General features: G+C 54.6%; 16 protein-coding genes. 4 read left to right on the top strand and 12 right to left on the bottom strand.

The genetic code is table 11. The annotated features are described in order from the left end of the window. Positions 1 to 168 precede the first annotated feature (168 nt). Complete coding sequence (locus DCCM_RS04280; RefSeq protein ID WP_104371212.1) at positions 169 to 1,782, bottom strand: long-chain fatty acid--CoA ligase; 1,614 nt, start codon at positions 1,780 to 1,782, stop codon at positions 169 to 171. A 353-nt stretch (positions 1,783 to 2,135) separates the two neighbouring features. On the opposite strand from DCCM_RS04280, the gene DCCM_RS04275 reads away from it, so the two are divergent. From DCCM_RS04275 to DCCM_RS04265, 3 genes are all read left to right on the top strand, one after another. Continuing rightward, on the top strand, positions 2,136 to 2,942 hold the full coding sequence (locus tag DCCM_RS04275; RefSeq protein WP_104371211.1) for a helix-turn-helix domain-containing protein: 807 nt from the start codon (positions 2,136 to 2,138) through the stop codon (positions 2,940 to 2,942). A 139-nt stretch (positions 2,943 to 3,081) separates the two neighbouring features. Next, positions 3,082 to 3,750: a methyltransferase family protein gene (locus DCCM_RS04270; RefSeq protein WP_104371210.1), complete on the top strand. Its 669-nt coding sequence runs from the start codon at positions 3,082 to 3,084 to the stop codon at positions 3,748 to 3,750. Between the two features lie 23 nt (positions 3,751 to 3,773). Then, positions 3,774 to 4,106, top strand: coding sequence for a DnaJ family domain-containing protein (locus tag DCCM_RS04265; RefSeq protein WP_104371209.1), 333 nt, complete (start codon positions 3,774 to 3,776; stop codon positions 4,104 to 4,106). A 482-nt stretch (positions 4,107 to 4,588) separates the two neighbouring features. Here DCCM_RS04265 and DCCM_RS04260 read toward each other — a convergent pair whose 3' ends face one another. The 8 genes from DCCM_RS04260 to pheS all read right to left on the bottom strand — a co-directional run bounded on the left by DCCM_RS04260 (position 4,589) and on the right by pheS (position 17,158). Beyond that, entirely contained in the window at positions 4,589 to 6,949 is a 2,361-nt protein-coding gene (locus DCCM_RS04260) for an endonuclease MutS2 (RefSeq protein ID WP_104371208.1), read from the bottom strand. Positions 6,950 to 7,105: 156 nt separating this feature from the next. Beyond that, positions 7,106 to 9,640, bottom strand: coding sequence for a U32 family peptidase (locus DCCM_RS04255; RefSeq protein WP_231702646.1), 2,535 nt, complete (start codon positions 9,638 to 9,640; stop codon positions 7,106 to 7,108). Between the two features lie 87 nt (positions 9,641 to 9,727). Then, positions 9,728 to 10,687 carry a Nif3-like dinuclear metal center hexameric protein gene (locus DCCM_RS04250; protein ID WP_104371207.1) on the bottom strand — a complete coding sequence of 320 codons (960 nt, stop codon included), beginning with the start codon at positions 10,685 to 10,687 and terminating at the stop codon, positions 9,728 to 9,730. Positions 10,688 to 10,762: 75 nt separating this feature from the next. After that, positions 10,763 to 11,341, bottom strand: a complete 579-nt coding sequence (locus tag DCCM_RS04245) for a DNA-3-methyladenine glycosylase (RefSeq protein ID WP_104371206.1) — start codon at positions 11,339 to 11,341, stop codon at positions 10,763 to 10,765. A gap of 94 nt (positions 11,342 to 11,435) precedes the next feature. Next, a complete protein-coding gene (gene polX, locus DCCM_RS04240) occupies positions 11,436 to 13,139 on the bottom strand; it encodes a DNA polymerase/3'-5' exonuclease PolX (protein ID WP_307718796.1) in 1,704 nt (567 codons plus the stop codon). Between the two features lie 167 nt (positions 13,140 to 13,306). After that, on the bottom strand, positions 13,307 to 13,567 hold the full coding sequence (zapA, locus tag DCCM_RS04235; protein WP_104371205.1) for a cell division protein ZapA: 261 nt from the start codon (positions 13,565 to 13,567) through the stop codon (positions 13,307 to 13,309). Between the two features lie 79 nt (positions 13,568 to 13,646). Next, on the bottom strand, positions 13,647 to 16,070 hold the full coding sequence (gene pheT, locus DCCM_RS04230) for a phenylalanine--tRNA ligase subunit beta (RefSeq protein ID WP_104371204.1): 2,424 nt from the start codon (positions 16,068 to 16,070) through the stop codon (positions 13,647 to 13,649). A gap of 65 nt (positions 16,071 to 16,135) precedes the next feature. Continuing rightward, entirely contained in the window at positions 16,136 to 17,158 is a 1,023-nt protein-coding gene (pheS, locus tag DCCM_RS04225; protein ID WP_104371203.1) for a phenylalanine--tRNA ligase subunit alpha, read from the bottom strand. A gap of 882 nt (positions 17,159 to 18,040) precedes the next feature. Here pheS and DCCM_RS04220 point away from each other — a divergent pair. Beyond that, a complete protein-coding gene (locus tag DCCM_RS04220; protein ID WP_104371202.1) occupies positions 18,041 to 19,372 on the top strand; it encodes an Ig-like domain-containing domain in 1,332 nt (443 codons plus the stop codon). A 6-nt stretch (positions 19,373 to 19,378) separates the two neighbouring features. Here the strand turns inward: DCCM_RS04220 and DCCM_RS04215 are convergent, their stop codons facing one another. The 3 genes from DCCM_RS04215 to rpmI form a co-directional block, all read right to left on the bottom strand. Beyond that, complete coding sequence (locus tag DCCM_RS04215; RefSeq protein WP_104371201.1) at positions 19,379 to 20,182, bottom strand: TrmH family RNA methyltransferase; 804 nt, start codon at positions 20,180 to 20,182, stop codon at positions 19,379 to 19,381. Positions 20,183 to 20,329: 147 nt separating this feature from the next. Then, entirely contained in the window at positions 20,330 to 20,686 is a 357-nt protein-coding gene (gene rplT / locus DCCM_RS04210; RefSeq protein WP_104371200.1) for a 50S ribosomal protein L20, read from the bottom strand. A gap of 46 nt (positions 20,687 to 20,732) precedes the next feature. Next, positions 20,733 to 20,927: a 50S ribosomal protein L35 gene (gene rpmI / locus DCCM_RS04205; RefSeq protein ID WP_104371199.1), complete on the bottom strand. Its 195-nt coding sequence runs from the start codon at positions 20,925 to 20,927 to the stop codon at positions 20,733 to 20,735. Between the last annotated feature and the right edge of the window lie 18 nt (positions 20,928 to 20,945).

Genomic DNA, 20,945 nt, shown 5'->3' with positions numbered 1-20,945 from the left:
GGAAAAGCGTCTGACAACCCTTGAACTTCATGAGTTTTCAGACGCTCTTAATGCAAAATGCAGTTTTTCAACAGCCCCCTTGGCGGGGGTTTTTCTAAGCCTGCCTTTACTAATTGATATCGGCGCTTAATTTAAAAACTTTAACAAACGCCGTTGAAACGGTCCGCACTACCTGCCGGTGTACTGCTGGCGGAGTACCTTTTTGTCAAATTTGCCCACGCTGGTTTTAGGCACCTCATCAATAAATACAACCCTGTCGGGCATCCACCATTTCACTATTTTACCATCAAGAAAGTCCAGAATATCCTGCTCGGACACATTTTCTGTCCGGTCCGGTTTAAGCACCACGCAAGCCATCGGACGCTCGTCCCATTTATCGTGGGGAATGGCGATGACAGCGGCCTCTGCCACCGCCGGATGGGACATGATGGCGTTTTCCAGGTCCACCGAGGAAATCCACTCCCCGCCGCTCTTAATCAGGTCCTTGGTTCTGTCAGCCACCTGCACGTAGCCTTCTTCGTCAATGGTGACTATATCGTTGGTTTTAAACCAGCCGTCGGGGGTTATTACCTCCTTGCTGCGCTCGGGATCCTTGTAATATTCACTGGTAATCCACGGGCCCCGCAGTACCAGCTCGCCCATGGTTTTACCGTCCCTGGGCACATCGTTGCCCATATCGTCGATAACCCGCATTTCCAGTCCGGGTACAATGGTACCCTGTTTTAGCAGTATTTTGTTTTTCTTATCCTGCGGCCAGTCCTTCATATAGGCCTTTAACTGGCAGCTCAGCACCAGGGGGGTGGTTTCGGTCATCCCGTAGGCATGGGTTATATCCAGGCCCAGCTTTTCCCTGTAGCCGTTCAGCAGCGCCTCCGGCAAGGCGGAACCGCCGTTTATTATTTTCCTCAGGCTGCTTAAATCATAGTTTTGCTTGCTAATCAGGGCATAAACACCCATCCATATGGTGGGCACCCCCGCGGTTATGGTAACCTTTTCATTCTGCATCAGGTCGCAGAGCACCTTGGGGTCCGGCCGGGATCCCACAAATACCTGGGTGGCCCCCACCCAGGTGGCGGAAAAGGGAAGTCCCCAGGCATTCACGTGGAACATGGGCACCACCGGCATTATCACATCGGATTCGGAAAGCCCCAGGGCGTCCGGCATGCACTCGGAAAGGGAATGCAGCACCAGCGCCCGGTGAGTATACATTACCCCCTTGGGATTGCCTGTGGTGGCGGTGGTGTAGCACATGGCCGCCACCGTTTCCTCATCAACGTCCCTGGAGAATATGTATTCCGTTCCGGCCTCGGCCAAAAGCTGCTCATAGGAATATACCGGGGAAAGGGAAGTCTGCGGCAATTCCTTTTTGTCCGTCATAATCACATAGCTTTTAACCGTGGTAAGCTGTTCCTTGATTCCTTCAAGCAGGGGAATCAGATCCTCATCCACGAAAATAACCTTGTCCTCGGCGTGATTTATTACATAAATCAACTGTTCCGTAAACAGGCGAAGGTTTAAGGTATTTAAAACAGCGCCGGAACAGGGAATGGCAAAATACAGCTCCAAATGGCGGTGGTTGTTCCAGGCCAGGGTGCCCACCCTGTCACCTTTACCGACACCCAGTTTTTGCAACACATTGGCAAGCCTGCAAACCCGCACGTAAAATTCGCCGTAATTGTACCTGAACATTCCGGAATAATCCCTGGATATGATCTCTTTTTTAGGAAATACATTTCTGGCCCTCTCCAGCATGGTGTGAAGCAGTAACGGGTGTTGCATCATTTCTCAAAACACTCTCCTTTAATTAATTAACTGACGGAAACCAGACAACACAGCCGCAAATCCTTTCTCATCACTCTCCGTAATATTATTATGAATTTACATAACATTATAAAATATTTCTAATATTAAGACAAGTAATATAACGAACAAGCTGTTCCAAAAAATAAAACCAGTATCTATCACTGGTTTTATTTTCCATGCTCTATCAAAACAGGGCTGGATAGCCATGCATTACTATCCTTAAAATTTTGCGACACCCGGGAACCGTCCCCTGTCGCATTTCTCCGGCCGTTGCAATGGGTTGACTCGACCCTTAGGGCGGGGTTTATACTGGTTAAAAAGGTGGGATAGCGGTGGAGAATCGATTAAAAATAAGCGATTTTGCTAAATTAACCGGAACTACTTTAAAAACCATTCTCTATTACCACAAAATTGGTTTACTGCAAGAACCGGAGCGCTCTCCGGGGGGATACCGTTTATACGGGCCGGTGGAACTTTCCCGTATGCGGTTAATCAAACGCTTAAAATCCCTGGGTATGGATCTGACACGTATCAAAGAAATGCTGGGAGACACACAAAATAAACGAACTTTACGGGAAGCCTTGCAGTCCTTGCAGGTTGAGCTTCTAAACCAGATAAAAAGCCTTGAAGAGCGGGTTGCAAGGATCGAAGCTTTGCTGGATAAAGACCTGGCGCACCTAGATGAGGATGTTTGCGGCTCCCCTTCTTTTCAAATGCTCACAGAGATACTGGGGCCGGATCAAATTGAAAAATATGCCCGAACCTGCCCGGAACTCTTCGACCAGCAGCAGAAGCTGCGCAGCATCATGGATGATTTCCGGTGGGGTGATTATCAGGATACTTATCAAACCCTGGCCGAGTATTTTAAAGCGCACCCTGAGCACTATCAGACCTCTTTGAATTTTGGAGCGCGTCTTGCCAGGCTGGCCCATCTGGACGAGGATGATCCGGAAATTGAAACCCTTGCCCGGGAATCCGCGGAGTTTATCAAAAGCATACCTCAGTTGGAGGAGATGTTGTGCAATAAGCCGAGACCGAAACATGACGGCTTACTCAATGGGATGGTATCCCGTGTTCTTTCGCCGGCTCAAATGAAACATAAGCAGCTCCTTGAAAAGTATCTTAATTCCAAACCCTGAGGGTTTGAAAAGCATGGTTCACCAGTACCATCCTGGATTACCGGCGGCCATGAACATCCCGGCGGTATTAAAGGACCCGGATCATAAAGCAAATACTGTTGACAGCCAAGATGGAATGGAGAGAGGAGGAGGCACTTCTATGGAAGGCAACATGTCCAGGTTTAAAACTATTCTTATGCCGTTAATTATTATGATTGTGCTGGGAGCTGTCTTATTTCTTCCGGCAGGTTCGTTTAAGTATTGGGAGGCATGGATTTATTGGTTTGAATTCTCTGCAATGACACTTTTTATTACTGTCTATTTTCTGAAGAAAAACCCCGGGCTTTTATCCAGACGAACGAAGTTAAGGGAAAAGGAAAATACAAGAAAGGTCCCGGCCTTTTTAAACTTTTATTTAGCAGGTTACCTGGTTCCCGGCCTTGATTACCGTTTTCACTGGTCAAATGTGCCTGTTTGGATGATCATTGCGGCGAATGCCATTGTTTTCTTGGGCTATCTGTTCATTTTCTTTGTTTTTAAGGAAAATAGCTATGCTTCAACTATCATCCAGGTGGAAAAAGAACAACAGGTCATAACAACCGGACCTTACGCCATTGTTCGCCATCCGATGTACGTGGGGCTGTTGTTAATGCTGTTGTTCACCCCTCTTGCGCTGGGTTCCTACTGGGCAATAATACCTTTTCTTCTCTGTATACCATTAAATGTAATAAGAATAATAATCGAGGAAGAAGTGCTGCTGCGGGACCTTCCCGGGTACAAGAATTATTGCTTAAAAACACGTTATCGTTTGATTCCATTAATTTGGTAAACATTTTCGAAAGGGTGACAGCCTTGGAGATTTTCAGCCGCATCGCCGAAGAAAAGATAAGGGAAGCCATAAGGAATGGCGAGTTCGAAAATCTTCCCGGCCAGGGGAAGCCTTTGCGCCTGGATGACCTTTCCTCTGTGCCCCAGGAACTGCGGGCGGCCTATGTTATTCTCAAGAATGCCGGCATTCTGCCCGAGGAACTACAACTGCAAAAGGATATCGTCTCGCTGCAAAAACATCTGGACTGCTGCTATGGGGATGAAGAAAAGACCGGGCTGAGGAAGAAGATCAACGAGAAGATGCTCCGGTTCAACCTGTTGATGGATAAGAGGAAAAGCAAATCCCCCGCCTGGTGAAGCTAAGGGAACAAACTGTACGGCAAACCCGACCGGTAGCTTTACCACTGGAAGAACACACAAGCAATGTGTGAACTGCCCTCCCTTCGCTAACGCTTTAGGAAGGGGCTTCCAAGAGCATAAGCAAAGTCACGGAGCTTCCTGGTTCATTGTAAGCTCCAGTGGGCCTAACTCCCCAGGCATCGATTCGGCCAGTTCCTGACCTACTACCCAACGTTTTAGTTTCTTTAGGCCGGACTTGAACCCGGTAAGTCATACTGGTACCGCAAAATGTTGACAAAATGCTTATAAAATCAAAAAGGCCTGTTCGATGTTGTTTATAATTGTACTCCTCGGACGAAGTAGCGTCACCTGGCTACTCCGTCCATCCTTCCAGCAGTTTTCTCAGTCCCAAATTTTTTGATTACAGTCCCATACTTTTTGAAAACCCACAATCCTTAAAACCAAATTTTGCGACACCCGAGAACCGTCCCCTGTCGCAGTTATTTCAGGTCCACCACTGTTACTCCCATACCGCCCTCGCCCATGTCCCCCAGCCGGAAGGTCTTCACCCTGTGGTGTCCCTTTAGTTCTCTTTGAACCGCGGTTCTCAGGGCTCCGGTTCCCTTCCCGTGCACCAGGTAAACCTTGGGCAGGCCTGCCAGATAAGCGTCGTCCAGGTATTTCTCTATTTCCGGCCAGGCTTCGTCAAAGGTCATTCCCCTCAAGTCCAGCTTTGTGGAAACTTCCCTGGCCTTGCCGGATACCAGCGCCCCCACCTGGGAACATCCCCCGCCGGCGGCCCTGGTCTCCACAACCTGTATTTCGGAAAGGGGAACGTTTACTTTGATTATACCCACCTGGACATGCACCTGATCACCGTCCGGCGCCGCCAGCACGAACCCCTTCTGGTTGTATTTGGGAAGAAAAATTTCCTGCCCGGGGGTTACATCCCCGGGCCTGATGCCGGAGGGCTTGCTCTTGGGGGACGGTGCCTTGGCATAAATCCTGCCCTGCATTTCCTTTAATTTCTGCCGGGCCTGGTGTATGCCCATTTCCCTTTCCCGGGCGGCATCGCTGGAAATCCTTTCTCTCAGCTCCCGGACTGTCTCCTCGGTTTCCAGCCTGGCGTTTCTTACCAGCACCCGGGCCTCTTCCCGGGCCTTATCCAGCACGGTTTCCCGGCGCTGGATGAGGTTTTGCTCCATTTCCCGGTAACGGGCCAGCAGGACTTCCGCCTCCCGGCGAAGCTTTTCCGCCTCTTCCCGGTCCCTCTCCGCCTGCTGTCTTTCCCTTTCCAGGTTATTCATCAGCTCCGCCGCCTTAACCTGCTCAACCCCCACAAATTCCCTGGCCCTTTCCACCACGCCGGGATTCAGCCCCAGCCTGGAGGCAATTTCAAAAGCGTTGCTGCGACCGGGCCTGCCTATCAGCAGCCTGTAGGTGGGCCTTAAGGTAACCGGGTCGAATTCAACACTGGCGTTCTCCACACCGTCGGTGGAGTAGGCAAAATTTTTCAATTCACTGTAATGGGTGGTGGCCACTGTTTTGGCCCCGGAAGAATGAAGTCTTTCCAGTATGGCCTGGGCCAGGGCGGCTCCCTCGGCGGGGTCGGTGCCTGCTCCAAGCTCATCCAGCAGCACAAGGCTTTCCGGTCCCGCCCCCGCGATTATGCCCACTATATTCTTCATGTGGGATGAAAAGGTGCTCAGGGACTGCTCTATGCTCTGCTCATCCCCTATATCGGCAAATACCTCCCTGAATATACCCGTTCCGGTGCCGGGCCCGGCGGGTATGTGCAGGCCGGACTGGGCCATCAGGGTAAGCAGCCCCACGGTTTTCAGGGTCACCGTTTTACCCCCGGTATTGGGGCCTGTTATAATCACGGTATTGAAATCCCTGCCCAGGTGAATGCTTACGGGAACCACATCCCCGCTGAGCAGGGGGTGTCTGCCCTGCCTTATGTCCAGCCGGGTGCCCGGCAGCATCTGAGGCTCCCAGGCATTCAGCTTCAGGCTGTACCTGGCCTTGGCCATTATCAGGTCCAGCCTGCCCAGGGCCTCCAGGCTGGCGGAAAGGTCATCCGCCCGGGAGGCCACCCCGGCTGAAAGTTCGGCTAAAATTTTGGCAATCTCCTGCTTCTCCGCGGCCTGCAGCCGGCGTATTTCGTTGTTGGCCTCCACCACCGCCATGGGCTCGATGAACAGGGTCGCCCCGCTGGCGGACTGGTCGTGAATAATTCCGGGCACCTCGGATCTGTATTCCTGCTTCACCGGAACCACATAGCGGTTGTCCCTGATGGTTACTATGGGGTCTTGTAAATATTTTTGATAGGCCGGGGAGCGGATTATATTCTCCAGCCTGGCCTTAATCTGGGCCTGCAGGTTTACAAGGCTCCTGCGGATCTGGGACAGCGCCGAAGAAGCCCGGTCGGCTATCTCCCCGCCGGGAAGTATCGATTCGTTTATTCTCTGCTCCAGTTCCCCGAAAAGGCCCAGGTCGACGCCTATTTCATAAAGCAGAGGGTATTTTTCCTGCCTCTCCAGCAGAAATTTTTTAACCCTGCGCCCGGCGGTGAGTGTCCTGCCCACGGCCAGCAGTTCCTCCGGTTCAAGCACCAGGCCCCGCCGGGCCTGCTCCACCTGCCGGCGGACATCATACCAGCCGCCCACCTCGGCGGTGGGCTCCAGCCGCAGGAGTTCCCTGCCCTGGGTGGTCTCCGCCTGCCACCGGCTTATGGCGTCGATGTTTGTGGAGGGCGCCAGTTCCAGGGCTTTTTCCCGGCCCAGGGGGGACACCGAGTATCCAGCCAGCTGCTCAAGAATTTTATCGTATTCCAGCCTTTTTAGTGTTCTTTCCTCCATCGGTACTTCCCCTTTTGATTTTGCTATCAAGCCCATGGATGGCCCGATGTAAAACTGACTGAGTAGCAACTATCCTTAAATATATGCAAAATACCCTTTGGCGGGCGCGGTGTAAAGGTGTGGCGGAACGCCTTCGCGGCGCCCCGGCCGGAAGCCTTACAGTACTCCCCTGTAATAGTGCCCCTTGGTAATTCCCTGGGGGCTGAGACGAATCAGGGCTTCCCTGGCCAGGGCGGCCTGCCGCTCCCGGGCGCCGCCTCCCTGGTCCATAACCCTCCGGTAGGCCCTGACGGCCTCCGCCACGTACTCCGGTGATTCCCGCCGGGCCTCTATGCGCAGATATTCCAGGCCAAGGGCGGACAGCCCTTCCACGTCCTCTATAAGGCACAGATCCCGGGAATTAAAAATGTGCATTCTGCAATAATTATCGGTTTCCACCGGAAATTCCGCGCCGGTCCTGTCCCTTAAGGAAAGACTGTTACCCCTGCACGGACCCGGACAGTTTTCAGTTTTTTTCGACTCCCCCAGCAGGCTGCCGGCGGCGCAGTATTCTGAAATCATCAGCTCCACGGCTCCCTGCATCAGCACCTCCGAAGGATACGGGGCCAGTTTCCCCACCTGCTCCATGGTTAATTCCGGGGACAGGGTAACCCTGGCGCAGCCCAGCTCCAGCAGATACTCCAAAGAACTCCGGTTGAACACATTGAATCCGAAATCGGACACCACCCTGATATCCGGAAAATGAGACCTTACAAGCCTCAATATGCCGGAGTTGCCCGCCAGCACCCCGTCCGGGGAGAGCCCCGCCAGGAATTCCAGGCGGCGCAGAATTTGCTCCAGGTCCGCGTCTGCGGTAATCCTGGGAGTGGAAAATATAAAAGCCGCGCCCCGCTCCCTGCAATAATTCAATCCCTCTGCCAGGTGGCTGTTTTTTACAACCGGCTTTGTGCGGAAATTGTCTCCGCCGAAATACACGGCATCCGCCCCGGCCTCCACCGCGGCTTTGAGGGAGGCCATATCTCCCACGGACACCGAGAGCAGGGTCTTTCCTTTGCCCTCCCGGTGTTTTTCATGGTACAGGCCCGATGCCTTCAGCCGTTTTTCAAAGGCCGCCTTTTCCAGGGGCGGCCTGCGGCGGGATTCCAGCAGCCGGTTCTCCAGTTCCGCCAGGGCCGCTCTCCGGGCCTCGTTAATTTCACTGACGGGATATATTACCTCATCCCGGATATCGGCGTCAAGCTCTCCCAGGGCAAAGGGTGTGTTTCCCAGCCTGCCCAGCTGGTTAAGCAGAAATTCCCTGTCCAGCGGGCGTTTTTTGGCGGGCTGCCCCGGGGAAGGGGTGGCCGCCGCCGCCCTGCCCCCCTGCCCGTCCTCCACCGTAAGCTGCAGGGGCAGGCCAATTCCGGCCTGAACCGTAAAGCGCAGGGGAATTTTTTTAACCCCGCCCGGGGTTGTAAAAGTCCTCCTGGCCTCTTCGATGAGCTCCGCGTCGTGGGTTTTAAAAACTCTATCCCCGGGCTTTACCTTGCCGGGGACGGACAATTTCACGGAGGCTCCGGCAGGAGCTTTATCCACCCTGGCGCCCCCCAGAAATATGTCGCCCACCTCAAAGCCCACCCGGCCGCCCTCCGTAACCCATACTTCCAGCCCGTCCCCTTTGCGCAGGGGCTCCTCCAGGGCGATTTCCACCAGCCGGTCGTCCCGGTTATACCCTTTTACCCTGCCCAGCCTGACGCCCCGGTTGTTGGGGCGTTTGTAGCTCATCATTGCGGCGCCCTGACGGCCGAAAAAGTACCCGCTGGAAAAATCCCTGTTGAATATCTGGGCCAAATCCCTGTTCTCTTCTTCGCTTACGGAATAAGGCCCGCCGGAAAGGGCCCGGTCCAAAAGTCTCCTGTAAATCCTCACCACGGTGGCCACGTATTCCGGCCGTTTCATACGGCCCTCGATTTTGAAGGAATTGATTCCGGCCTTTATCAATTCCGGCAGGTGCCGGCTGATGTTCAGATCCCTGGGGCTTAAAAGGTATTCCCCGGGCGGGCTGTAACCGGCAAGGGTCCTGCCCCGCCCGCCCACCAGTTCGTACTGCATCCGGCAGGGCTGGGCGCAGCGCCCCCTGTTGCCGCTCCTTCCCCCGATCATGCTGGACAGCAGGCACTGGCCGGAGTAACTGATGCACAGGGCCCCATGAACAAAGGCCTCCAGCTCGGCCCCGGTGGCACTCTTGATCCCTTCGATTTCCTTAAGGCTCATTTCCCTGGCCAGCACTATCCTGTCAAAACCCGCCTCCAGCAGTTGCCGCACCCCGGGAGAATTATGGGCCGTCATCTGTGTACTGGCGTGCAGGGGAAGTTCCGGCAGTACCCGCCTCACCAGCCTGGCAAGCCCCAGATCCTGCAGTATGGCGGCGTCAGCCCCGATGCTTTGCAAGTAATGCAGGAATTTTAAGGCGGATTCCATTTCGGTATCCGCCACCAGTGTGTTCACCGTAACATATACTTTAACGCCCCGGACATGGGCGTACTCCACCGCCCCGGCCAGTTGCCCGCGGTCAAAATTTGACGCCGACAGGCGGGCGTTAAATAAAGGCCCGCCCAGATACACCGCGTCGGCTCCGTTTTCCACCGCCGCCACCAGGGCCTCCTGTCCGCCGGCGGGAGCCAGCAGTTCGGGTTTCGAACTTATTCTCATGGTTGTTATTCCGGTATCTCCTTTATCAAAGGTTTAGGGGCCTCAGCGAAAATTCAAGCCCGGCATTTGGAATAGAGCCGGACCAGCTCAATTCCGGCCCCTTTTATGCCTTATCAGGCCGGCGCAGGCTATTATTTCAACGCCACCGGCCTCAATTTGGTCCAGGAGCAGGTTCATGCCCAGGGAATCACTGGCCATGTGCCCGGCTATAACCACGTTGATGTGATTTTTCTCAGCTTCCTTGCGGTGCTTCTCGCCGATATGCATGGTCACCAGGGTGCCCACCCCCGCCTGGGACAGCTTGGCGTAGGCGTCCTCGGACCCGCCGGTGCCCCCGGTCATATCCACCATTATTTTGCCCGCCCGGCGCTCCTTTGAACCCAGCACCAGGGTGGGGCCGGCGCTGGTCAGGGATGCCTCGGCGTACTCGTGCTCCTCTTTCAATAGTTTTAGCAAATCACCCAGTGTTTCAGGCTTTCTGTCATCGATTTTTTTCTGCAAATATGTATTGACCATGTTGTCCGCCACGGTATGGGTGCTCATAAGGGCGAAATCCAGCAGCCTGGCCGCATCCACCGCCCTGTTGTGATTTAGGGGCATAAGAGCCCTCTTCACCTCGCCTATCCTGGGGGCCATTATACCCTCGGCCACGTTGACGGGCACTCCGAACTGGGCCAGGGTGTCCTCCTGCAGGTGCATCACATCATGCAGGGCGGCCATGGCCTTACCCTCGGGATGATGGGAAATTATCAAATCTATGGGCCTGCCCCTCTGGACCAGGCGGTCGGCCAGCAGAACCTCGCCCACCTCCATATCTATGCCCACCAGGGCGCACTTCACTTCCTTCTCCGGGTCTCCCGCCAGAATCCGGGTGTCGGTGTATGGATTGGCCAGCCGGTCGGTGTCGTAATATTTCCTGTCCTCTTCCTTCATTTCCTCGTATTTCTTTTTTTCTTTCTCCAACTGTTTTTTAACCTTGTCAATACCCCGGGGATCGTTCTCCATGCCCTTGGCTATGACCAGTTCATATATTTCTCTTATCTTCATCCTTCCCTCTCTCCTCTCCATATTTTAAAATGTTTTATCTACCGCGCCTCTTACGCCCTGGGGCGGCATTAAATTTTATTTCCGGGATATGTAACTGCTGTCCTTTATATAAAACCTGAACGGCAGCTCCGCTCCCCGGGTGACGCCCACCCTGGTGGTGGCGATAATTCTGTCCCGGCCTATAAACTCGCCCTGGCAGACAGTGAGCTTTCCTCCCACCATATCGTCGCCATTGTTTTCTTTGCTTATACCAAGGGACTGCACCAGCATGGCCGGGCCCCGGCACAGCTCCTTAAGCCTTTCCTTCCCCCGCCTTTCCCTCATCAGCGGAATGCCTTCCAGCGGCTCCAGCGCCCGTATGAGCACCGCTTCTCCCACCCCTTCGGGGGCCGTGACTATATTAAAACAGAAATGCATACCGTAAATAATATATACATAGGCATGCCCCGGAGGCCCGAACATCACCCTGTTTCTGGGGGTCATCCCCCGGCTGGCGTGGCAGGCCGGGTCGCCCTGGATGTAGGCCTCGGCCTCCACTATCCGCCCGGCTGTCACCCCCTCCGGAGTTTCGTGCAGCAGCACGTGGCCCAGAAGTTCCTTTGCCACCAGCACGGTATCCCTGGCGTAAAACTCCCTCGGTAATATATGCTTCACTGTCTTTCACCAATTCTCCAAAAGGAATTTATCATTAACCCTTGAAAAGTCCCGGAATACGTCCGCCGCATAGCCGCGGCGGTTTTATTACCCGCTACCTGCGCAAAATTTTCAACAGCTCCGGCAATTCCAGGGTATTCACCACGTCCCTGGACTCCAGCCCCCCCCGCCGGGCGGTGGCAACGCCGTATTCCATCTCGTCCAGACGCTTTAAGTCGTGGGCGTCCGTGTTTATGGCTATCTTAACCCCGTATTCCCGAGCCAGCCGGACATTTTCATCGTTTAAGTCCAGGCGGTCCGGAGATGAGTTGATTTCCATTATTTTGCCGTGCCTGGCGGCCGCCTCCAGCACCCTTTCCACGTCCACGGCGTAGCCCTCCCGCTGTCCCAGCATTCTCCCGGTCAGGTGGCCGATTATATCCACGTGTTCGCTTTCCACAGCCTGGAGAATGCGGGAGGTGATGGTTTCCGGGTCCTGCCTGAAGCCGCTGTGCACCGAGGCCACCACCACGTCGGCGGTTTCCAGCACCTGGTCCGGCAAGTCCAGCCCGCCTCCGGCCAGTATGTCCACCTCAATTCCCTTTAGTACGGTAAAGTCGGTATATTCTCCGTTCAGCCCGTCGATCAGCGCGTACTGCTCCTCCAGCCGTTCCGGGGTCAGCCCCCGGGCTATCTTCAAAGACTGGGAGTGGTCGGTCACGGCAATGTAGCTGTAGCCCTTTTCCCTGGCCCGGGCCGCAATTTCCCCGATGGAATTGCCGCCGTCGCTCCAGTTGCTGTGCAGGTGCAAATCACCCTTGATATCCCCGTTTTCCAGGAGTTCCGGAAGGGCGTGGGCGTCAGCCTGCTCCACCTCGCCCCTGCCCTCCCGCAGTTCGGGAGGGATATACTGAAGGCCCAGCCGGCTGTAAATATCGCCTTCGGAGTGGGGGATGAGGGCCTGGTGTCCGTTGCCGGACAGCCCCCCGGGCTCCAGCTTAAACCCCTTGGACAGACTCAAATTTATTAATTGTTCCAGATGTTTTTTACTCCCGGTGTTCCAGAGCAGGGCGAACCAGAATTGCTCCGGGCTCACCACCGCCACTTCCACCGGAATTCCCCACCAGGTGGCCACTTTAATTATATTCCGTTTTCTCTCCAGTATTTCCCTGGTCCTGGGATAAAGGGCCACGGCGTCCAGCACCTGTTCCGGCTCCCTTGAGGCCACCAGTATGTCCAGATCGCCAACGGTCTCCCGCCAGCGGCGGACGCTGCCGGCCACCTCAACCTTTAAGGCCTCCGGCAGCATTTTAATAAACCCGGTCAGTTCATCCGCCAGCTGCCTTGCCAGTCCCAGCAAAAAACTGCCGGCCCGGTTGCGCAGTATGTCAATATTCCTTACTATCTCCAGCTCGGTTTTAGCGCCCATACCCGCCAGGGCTCTTATCCTGTGCTCCCTGGCCGCCTGGAGCAGCTGGTCGAGGCTGGCCGCCCCAAGCTGCTGGTAAAATATACTGGCCCGCTTTGCCCCCACCCCCGGGAGAGCCATGATTTCCAGAACTCCCCCGGGTATTTCCCGGCGAAGCCTCTCCAGCTTCTCCATTTTTCCGGTGGCCACAAGCTCGCCAATTTTAGCCAGTATGTTTTTGCCTATACCCGGCACCTTTGCCAGCTTTTTTTCCCTGTATAACCTCTCCACTGGCTCCGGCAGCCCGGCAATGGTTTTGGCGGCGTTGCGGTAGGCCCTTAGCTTGAAAAAATCATCGCCTTTAAATTCCAGGAGATCTGCCAGCTCGTAAAAAGACCAGGCAATTTCCATATTGTGCAAAATAAACACCTCAAACAAAAATTAGGTACGGCTTGGGTACATTCCTTATTATCATTTCCCCCGGGCCTAAAGAATAGCCTTGCCCGGCAATTCAAAGCACTTTTCCTGTAAAATTTAAGCTCTTCCCCCGAAGAGGAAGAGCCGGAATACACATTATTTTATTCCCCGCCGGATTCCCGGTGCGGCTCTTTCCCCAAATTGACGCTTTCCTTAAGCTTCAGGTAATCGTCGGCAATATTAAGCGCGGCAAGCACCGCCGCCTGTGACATATTCAGCCGGGGATTGCGGGAGTTGATCTCTCTCATTTTCCTGTCAACCATGGACGCCAGTTCCTCCAGGTGCTCTACGGGTTCCTCTCCCTTTAAATTGTACTGAACGCCGAAAATATCCACAACCACCCTGTTAACCTCACCGGGCATGAAACCACCTCCCATGGGTTTAACAGTGCTAATTTCTGCAAAAAGATTTCATATTCCTGCCGGAGTCCCATAATTAACACTAACTTCTTAACTGCGCGCCAAACTTTTTGGCCAGATTCTCCCGGATGGTGTTAATCAGTCCGGCAGCCTCGTCGTCCGTAAGGGTCCTGTCCTCCGCCCTGAAGGTAAGTGAAAAGGCCAGGCTCTGGAAGCCCTGCTGCACCTGCTCGCCCTGATATACGTCGAACAGCTCCACCCGGCGAAGCAAATTGCCCCCGGATTTTTTGACAACCCCTATTATTTCCCTTACCGGCACCTGGAGTTCAACCACCACCGCCAGGTCCCTCTCTATGCCGGGGAAACGGGGTATCTGCCTGTATTTGCCGGCTTTTCCCGCCAGCGAGGCCATTATGCCGAAATCAATTTCCATGGCCACCACCCGGCCGGGAAGTTCGTAATTTTCCACCACATCGGGGTGTACTTCCCCCAGCACGCCCAGTAATTGCTCTCCCGCGGTCAGCCTGGCAGCGCGGCCCGGGTGGTAGGAAGGGTCATCCTTGAAAGGTTCGAATGACGTCCCCGAAATCCCGGCTTGAGCCAGCAGGGACTCCAGCACTCCCTTCATATAATAAAAATCCTTTTCCAGGGAAGGTTTGTTCCATCCCCTGGAGGTGCCGCCCATTGCCGCGGCGGACAGCACCTGCTTCTCTTCCGGCAAAGGAGCGTCCCCCCGGGACAGGTACACTTTACCCAGCTCAAAAATGGAAAGACTGGTCACCCTCCTGTTGGCGTTCCTGCGCAGCACCTCCAGTAACCCGGGCAGCATCACCGTGCGCATCACGGAATGCTCCTCGCTGAGCGGGTTCTGCAGGGCCAGTACGTTCCGCAGCGGACTCTCCGGGGCCAGATTTACTTTATTGAAAACCTCCTGGGATGTAAAACTGTACGTGATAACTTCACGAAAACCCAGGGACGCCATTGTGTCCTTGACCTTCATGGCCAGGGACTGCTCCCTGGTCCTGGCCCCCTGGGTGGTGGGGCCGTAGGGAAGGGTGGTGGGAACCCGGTCATAGCCGTGCATCCTGGCCACTTCCTCGATAAGGTCCACCTCCAGGGAAACGTCGGGCCTGTGCCCCGGGACAGTCACCATAAGCCCCTGATGGTTTTTCTGAACACCGAACTCCAGCGCGGTAAGTATCTCCCGGCAGGCATCGGAATCCACTGCGGTTCCCACCAGGTGTTCAATTCTATCCGGCCTCAAAATTATGGTTTTGGGTACGTGGGGCGCCGGATAATTATCCACGGCGCCGGAAGCCACCTGCCCGGCCCCCATTTCCGCCAGCAGACTGGCCGCTCTCCGGGCCGCCCTGAGACAGCCGGTCAAATCTATGCCCTTTTCAAACCGGGAGGAGGATTCCGAACGCAGCCCCAGCACCCTGGAGGTTTTCCTGATACTGATGGGATTAAACCAGGCGGACTCAAGCAAAACATTACGGGTGTTCTCGGTAACCTCCGTGGCCAGGCCGCCCATCACCCCGGCCACCGCCACCGGTCCGCCCGGGTCGGCTATCACCAGCATGTCGCCGTTCAACCGCCGCTCCACGCCATCCAGGGAAACCAGAACTTCCCCTTCCCCGGCCCTGCGGACAATGATCCGCCCATCCTTTAGGGTATCGTAGTCAAAGGCGTGCAGGGGCTGCCCCAGTTCCATCATCACATAGTTGGTTATATCCACTATATTGCTAATGGGCCTTACCCCGGCGGCCCTGAGCCTTTCCTGCATCCAGCCCGGGGACGGCCCCACCTTTATGCCGGTGAACAACTTGGCCACGTAACGGCGGCATAGTTCCGTATCTTTTATATCTATTTTAACCCTGCCTTCAATGCCGTCACCCGTTTCGTCAACGTCAATATCCGGGAGGCGGAGCTTTTGGCCCAGCAGGGCGGCTACCTCCCTGGCAACCCCCACCATGGACATGGCGTCGCCCCGGTTGGGGGTCAAATCCAGCTCTAAAATGGCGTCATCCAGCCCTATCACCGGTTTGATGTCCAGACCCAGGGGAGTTTCCGGGGGCAGTATCATAATGCCGTGGGCCTGGTCGGCGGGCATTGTCTTGGGGTCCAGCCCCAGTTCCTGGCCCGAGCAGAGCATCCCCCTGGACTCCACTCCCCGCAGCTTTGATTTTTTAATAACCAGCCCGGCGGCCAGGCGGGCTCCCTCCACCGCCACAGGCACCACGTCGCCCGCCCTGATGTTGGTGGCCCCGGTGACAATTTGCAGGTTCTCCGGCCCGCCGGTGGTTACAGCGCACACGGTAAGACGGTCCGCGTTGGGGTGGGGCTCAATGTTCAGTATTTTGCCGGTAAACACCCTTTCTATGCCGGCGCCCAGCTCATGCACACCTTCCACAGCTATGCCGGACAGGGTGAGCCGGTCCGCCAGTTCCCCGGGAGAAACCGTCACATCCACATAATCTTTCAGCCATTTATAAGAAACTCGCATTTATAATATCCTCCTCAATGACCGCCCCGGCGGGCCGCCGATTACCCTACAAATAAAATAACGGCTTAGAACTGCTCCAAAAACCTCATGTCGTTGTCAAACAGCAGTCTCATATCATCTATGTCGTATTTCAGCAGGGCGATTCTCTCCACCCCCATGCCAAAGGCAAAGCCGGTAACCTCCTCCGGGTTGTAGCCGGACATTTCCAGCACCCTGGGGTGCACCATGCCGCAGCCCAGAATTTCCAGCCAGCCGGTGTGGGAGCAAACCCTGCACCCTTTTCCGCCGCACATGCCGCAGGAGATGTCGACCTCGGCGCTGGGTTCCGTAAAGGGGAAGAAACTGGGCCTGAATTTGGTCTTTGTCTCCGGCCCGAACATCTGCCGGGCAAAAACCTGCAAAACCCCCTTAAGGTCTCCGAAGGTGATGCGGCTGCCAATGGCCAGTCCTTCCACCTGGTGAAACATAGGTGAGTGGGTGGCGTCGTCGTCTCTCCTGTAAACCTTCCCCGGGGCGATAATTTTCACCGGAAGACCCGGGGCGGTGCGCTCCATGGTTCTGACCTGCACCGGGGAGGTGTGGGTGCGCAGCAGCACCTCAGGGCCGATAAAGAAAGTGTCCTGCATATCCCTGGCGGGATGGTCCTTGGGCAGGTTCAACGCTTCAAAGTTATAATAGTCCAGCTCTATTTCAGGACCCTCGGCCACGGAGAACCCCAGGCCGATAAAAATATCTTCAATCTGCCGGGAAACAGTGGTCAGCGGGTGAAGGCCCCCGGTATCAAACACCGTTCCCGGCAGGGTCACGTCTATATTCTCCCGGGCCAGCCTGGCGTTCCTTGCCATGGCTTTCAGCTCGGACAATCTTTTTTCAAGCTCGGACTCCACTCTGGCCCTGACTTCGTTGGCCAGTTGCCCGATAACCGGTCTCTCTTCCGGGGATAGGGCCCCCATGCCCCTTAGCACACCGGTTAGCTCCCCTTTTTTTCCCAGAAAGCGCACACGGATTTCATTCAACTCTTCCATGGCGGAAACCGACTTCAATTTCTCCAGAATACCGGCTTCCATTTCACGCAACTGCTTTTGCATTGCGCCCACTCCTCCCATACGCCGTATTATGCCCATAAAATATTAAAACCGCCCCCCAAGGGACGGATCTTAACCGTGGTACCACCCTAATTTTAAACCGGCTTTTAAAAGGCGCCATAGACTCATCCGGGCATCCGGTTCATATTGCAAAACCTTGATACCCGCTCCCCTGTAACGGAGGGAAACCGGCTGCACCTACTGACGCCGGAGCGCTTTCAGCTTGCGGTTCAGGGGTGAATTCAACGGGCCGCGTCCCTTGGAAAGGCTTTCAATCATGGCCTTCCCTCCCTGTAAGGAGCCATCCCTCTACTGGTCCCCTTCACAACCGTTGGCATTATTTAAGCAAACAATACATATACACATTCTACCGGTGAATTAAAACTCAACCGGTAAAAACAAACATGTATTAAAATGTATACATCTGCATGTAACAATATTATTTATAACCGGCACTATTGAAACAACTACACATTTACCCCACGCATTCTATTCCTTAATCAACAAACTCCGGGGCTTGTTTGCACCTTCTTTTAGTGAAGTGCCAATCTGCGGTAGATCATATAAGCACTAACAGAGCCTGTTGCCTCGAATAGCCTCCAAAAAAATTCGGCGGTTAATAACACTTAACCACAACCTTTCACCATTTTTGGGGACCCTTCGCGTATGATTATATCACAAGCCAAAAACGAAAACAAGGAAGATCGCTTAAAAATCACCGGTCCGCTAGCAATTTTACTGCCAGAAATGATTTCCATTTTTACAGCCTTTCACCGCCGGCATGCCGGGTTAAAGTTTTGGAACGGCCTCCCGGGAGATGCCTTATCATAATATGGACAAGTCGCTAATATATAGTAATGTTAGCATTTAACCGGGGGTAGCGGGATGGTTTTTAAAGTAACCTACGGACAATTAAAGGTAATCTGCTCGACGGCTTTGATTTTACTTATATCCTGGATTGTCATGGGACACTGCGTCCGGCAGGGTCCCGTACGCCAGGGCGTAAACGGCGCTATTTCGGTGGATATTTCCTTTCTGGCTCCCATGAACCGCACCGGGACCATGGAACATTTTACCATCGTTAGCCGGCCGGGGAACAGGCCGGTGAAATTCAGCAGCCGGTGGATATCCCGCAACACAGTCCGCCTTACCGTGGATGAGAGCCGGTATCCCCGGGGCTTGAGGTACTACTACAGCTTCCGCAAGGCCCCGGCCCTGATACCGCCCTTCACAGTGAGCGGCGGCGGAAACTTCGGCGCCAGCATTCTCCCGGAGTTGGTGGCGCTGGAACCTGCTGAAAAGGTGCCCACCACGGGGCCGGTAACCCTGGTTTTCAATACGCCGCTGGAACCGGACAGCTTTTATCGCAGCGTTTCTATTAACACCCCCGGTAAATTCAGCAGCGCCAGATCAAAATGCCCTGAAAGCGGAAAACAATACGATGATTACAGCCGCTGGGTGTTCACACCTTCAGCCAGGATGAAAAACGGCCATAAATACCGAGTAAGCATATCCCCCGGGCTTGTTTCCCTGGGCAACAACAGGCTTAAAGTTGCCGTGGAGAAACATTTCACCACGGCGCCGGCCCTGGTGGCCCTGGATATTTTCCCCAACCCCATGTCCCCCAGCGTCTGGCTGTCCAGAAGCATCAAAATAATCACCAATCTTCCATTGAAAAAAGCGGATATAAAAGTGTCGGACATAAAAGGAAAAGTAACCTTAAACGGAGATACCGCCGTCTTTGAGCCCGGGGACCTGCTGCTCCCGGCCAGGCGCTATCAGGTGGACGCCCTGCTTGAATCGGAACACGGGGAAGAGCTGAAAATCAGCTACCATTTTAATACCACCAACCTGGGCAGCCAGCGCTGGCTGGATATTAAACCCGGCAATCCCTGCGTTATCAAGGTAATGGAAGGAAATATAAAACTAAAGGAATATGATGGGTGGATGTCCCTGGCCGGGGATAAAATTCCCCGGGTGACCATGTATGAGGAGAAAAGGGGCAGTTCCCTGGAGTATGTGCCGGACCACAAGAACCCTGTGCCCTATATCAGGCTGAACGCCGACATTATGCTGCACCCCCTGGCCGGGGCGGGAGAGGACAACCACCAGCAGCTGGGGCTGCCCCGGGCTTACGGCTGCATATATCTAAGCAGGGACGCCATCAACTGGATTATAAACAACATGCCCGCCAAAATAATGGCTGTTGTTCATTAACGCCTCCTAGCTCCTTTGTCTGGATATTTCGTATAACATTATAGAAGCGGCCACCCCCACGTTAAGCGACTCGGCCCGCCCGGGCATGGGTATGGTGACGGTGACCCGGCGGCGTACGGCATATTCGCCCCCGGGACCCCGGGCCTCGCTGCCCAGCAGCAGGGCTACCGGCCCCCTGAGGTCAATACCGGACAACGCATTCGGGGCTCCGGGATCTCCCACCAGCAGGGTTAACCCTCTGCTGTCCAAAAAAAGCGCCACATCCCCCGCCTCAAGATTGTGCAGCACCGGCAGGTGAAAAATTGACCCCATGGTGGAGCGCAGGGTTTTGGGATTATACAGGTCCACCGTGCCCCTGGTGAGCAGCACCGCGTCGGCGCCGAAAGCGTCGGCGCTGCGAATGATTGTGCCCAGGTTGCCGGGGTCCTGAACCCCGTCAACCACAACTATAACAGGGCTGCCGGACCTGTCCCCCGCCGCCAGTTTTTCCAGCCGCCACCCGGGCATGGCGGCCAGCGCAATAATGCCCTGGGGGGATTCCGTTTCCGCCAGTTCATTAAACAGGGCCGGAGGTAGTTCCACAGTTTTTATCGCCCTTGCTCTTAGCAAGCCCGTTAATTGCTCCCTGTCCGGCCCGGAAAAGCCGGGGGAGGTCAGCACCAGTTCCAGCGGCCAGCCGGATTGCACGGCCTCCGCCACGATCCTGGCCCCCTCTATCAGAAATTTTCTATCCTTCTCCCTCTGCTTTCGCCTGGACAGACGTTTTATATTTTTTATCAGGGGGTTCCGGCTGCTGGTTATCGGTTCCATTTTGAGGCCTCATTTTTAAATTTATTTATAAAAAGGGCTGCAACTTTATCCCGGGTCTTTGGATATCAAAAAAGCACGGTGTATTCACCATGCTTTTGTATGCGCCGGGCCTTTTTAACCGGCTTATGGGCGCGCCGTAAAAGTCTGTTAGCCTATTTTGGTTTTGGCCATCTGCACAAGCTGCCCAAAGGCGTTGGCGTCGTTTACAGCCATGTCGGCCAGCAATTTGCGGTTGATGTCCACTCCGGCCTTTTTCAATCCGTTCATCAGGCGGCTGTAGGTAATGCCGTTCATGCGGGCGGCCGCGTTGATGCGGGCTATCCACAGCTTGCGGAACTCCCTCTTTTTATTCTTGCGGTCGCGGTAGGCGTAGGTCAGTGATTTTAAAACCTGCTGGCTGGCTATCCTGTACAGCTTGCTTTTCGAACCCCGGTAGCCCTTGGCAAGTTTTAAAATCTTTTTGTGTCTATGACGTGAAACCACACTGCTTTTTGCCCGTGGCATAACATCTCCTCCTAAAGATTAATTTCAATGTATCGGCTGCGGCCATTTAGTATGGCAGTATGCGCTGCAGTTTGCGGGCGTCCACGTCGCTTGCCACCACGGCTTGCCTGAGATGGCGCTTGCGCTTTGCGGTTTTCTTGCCCAGAATGTGACTGGCGAAGGCATGGGAACCTTTGAATTTGCCCGTGCCGGTTTTTTTGAATCTTTTAGCGGCACCGCGGTGCGTTTTGATTTTCGGCATGATAATTTCCCCCTCTAG

Origin of the sequence: Desulfocucumis palustris, from assembly GCF_002933875.1 — a bacterium.
Classification (GTDB): Bacteria; Bacillota; Desulfotomaculia; order Desulfotomaculales; family Desulfocucumaceae; genus Desulfocucumis; species Desulfocucumis palustris.
This window is presented reverse-complemented; position numbering and strand designations above follow the sequence as displayed.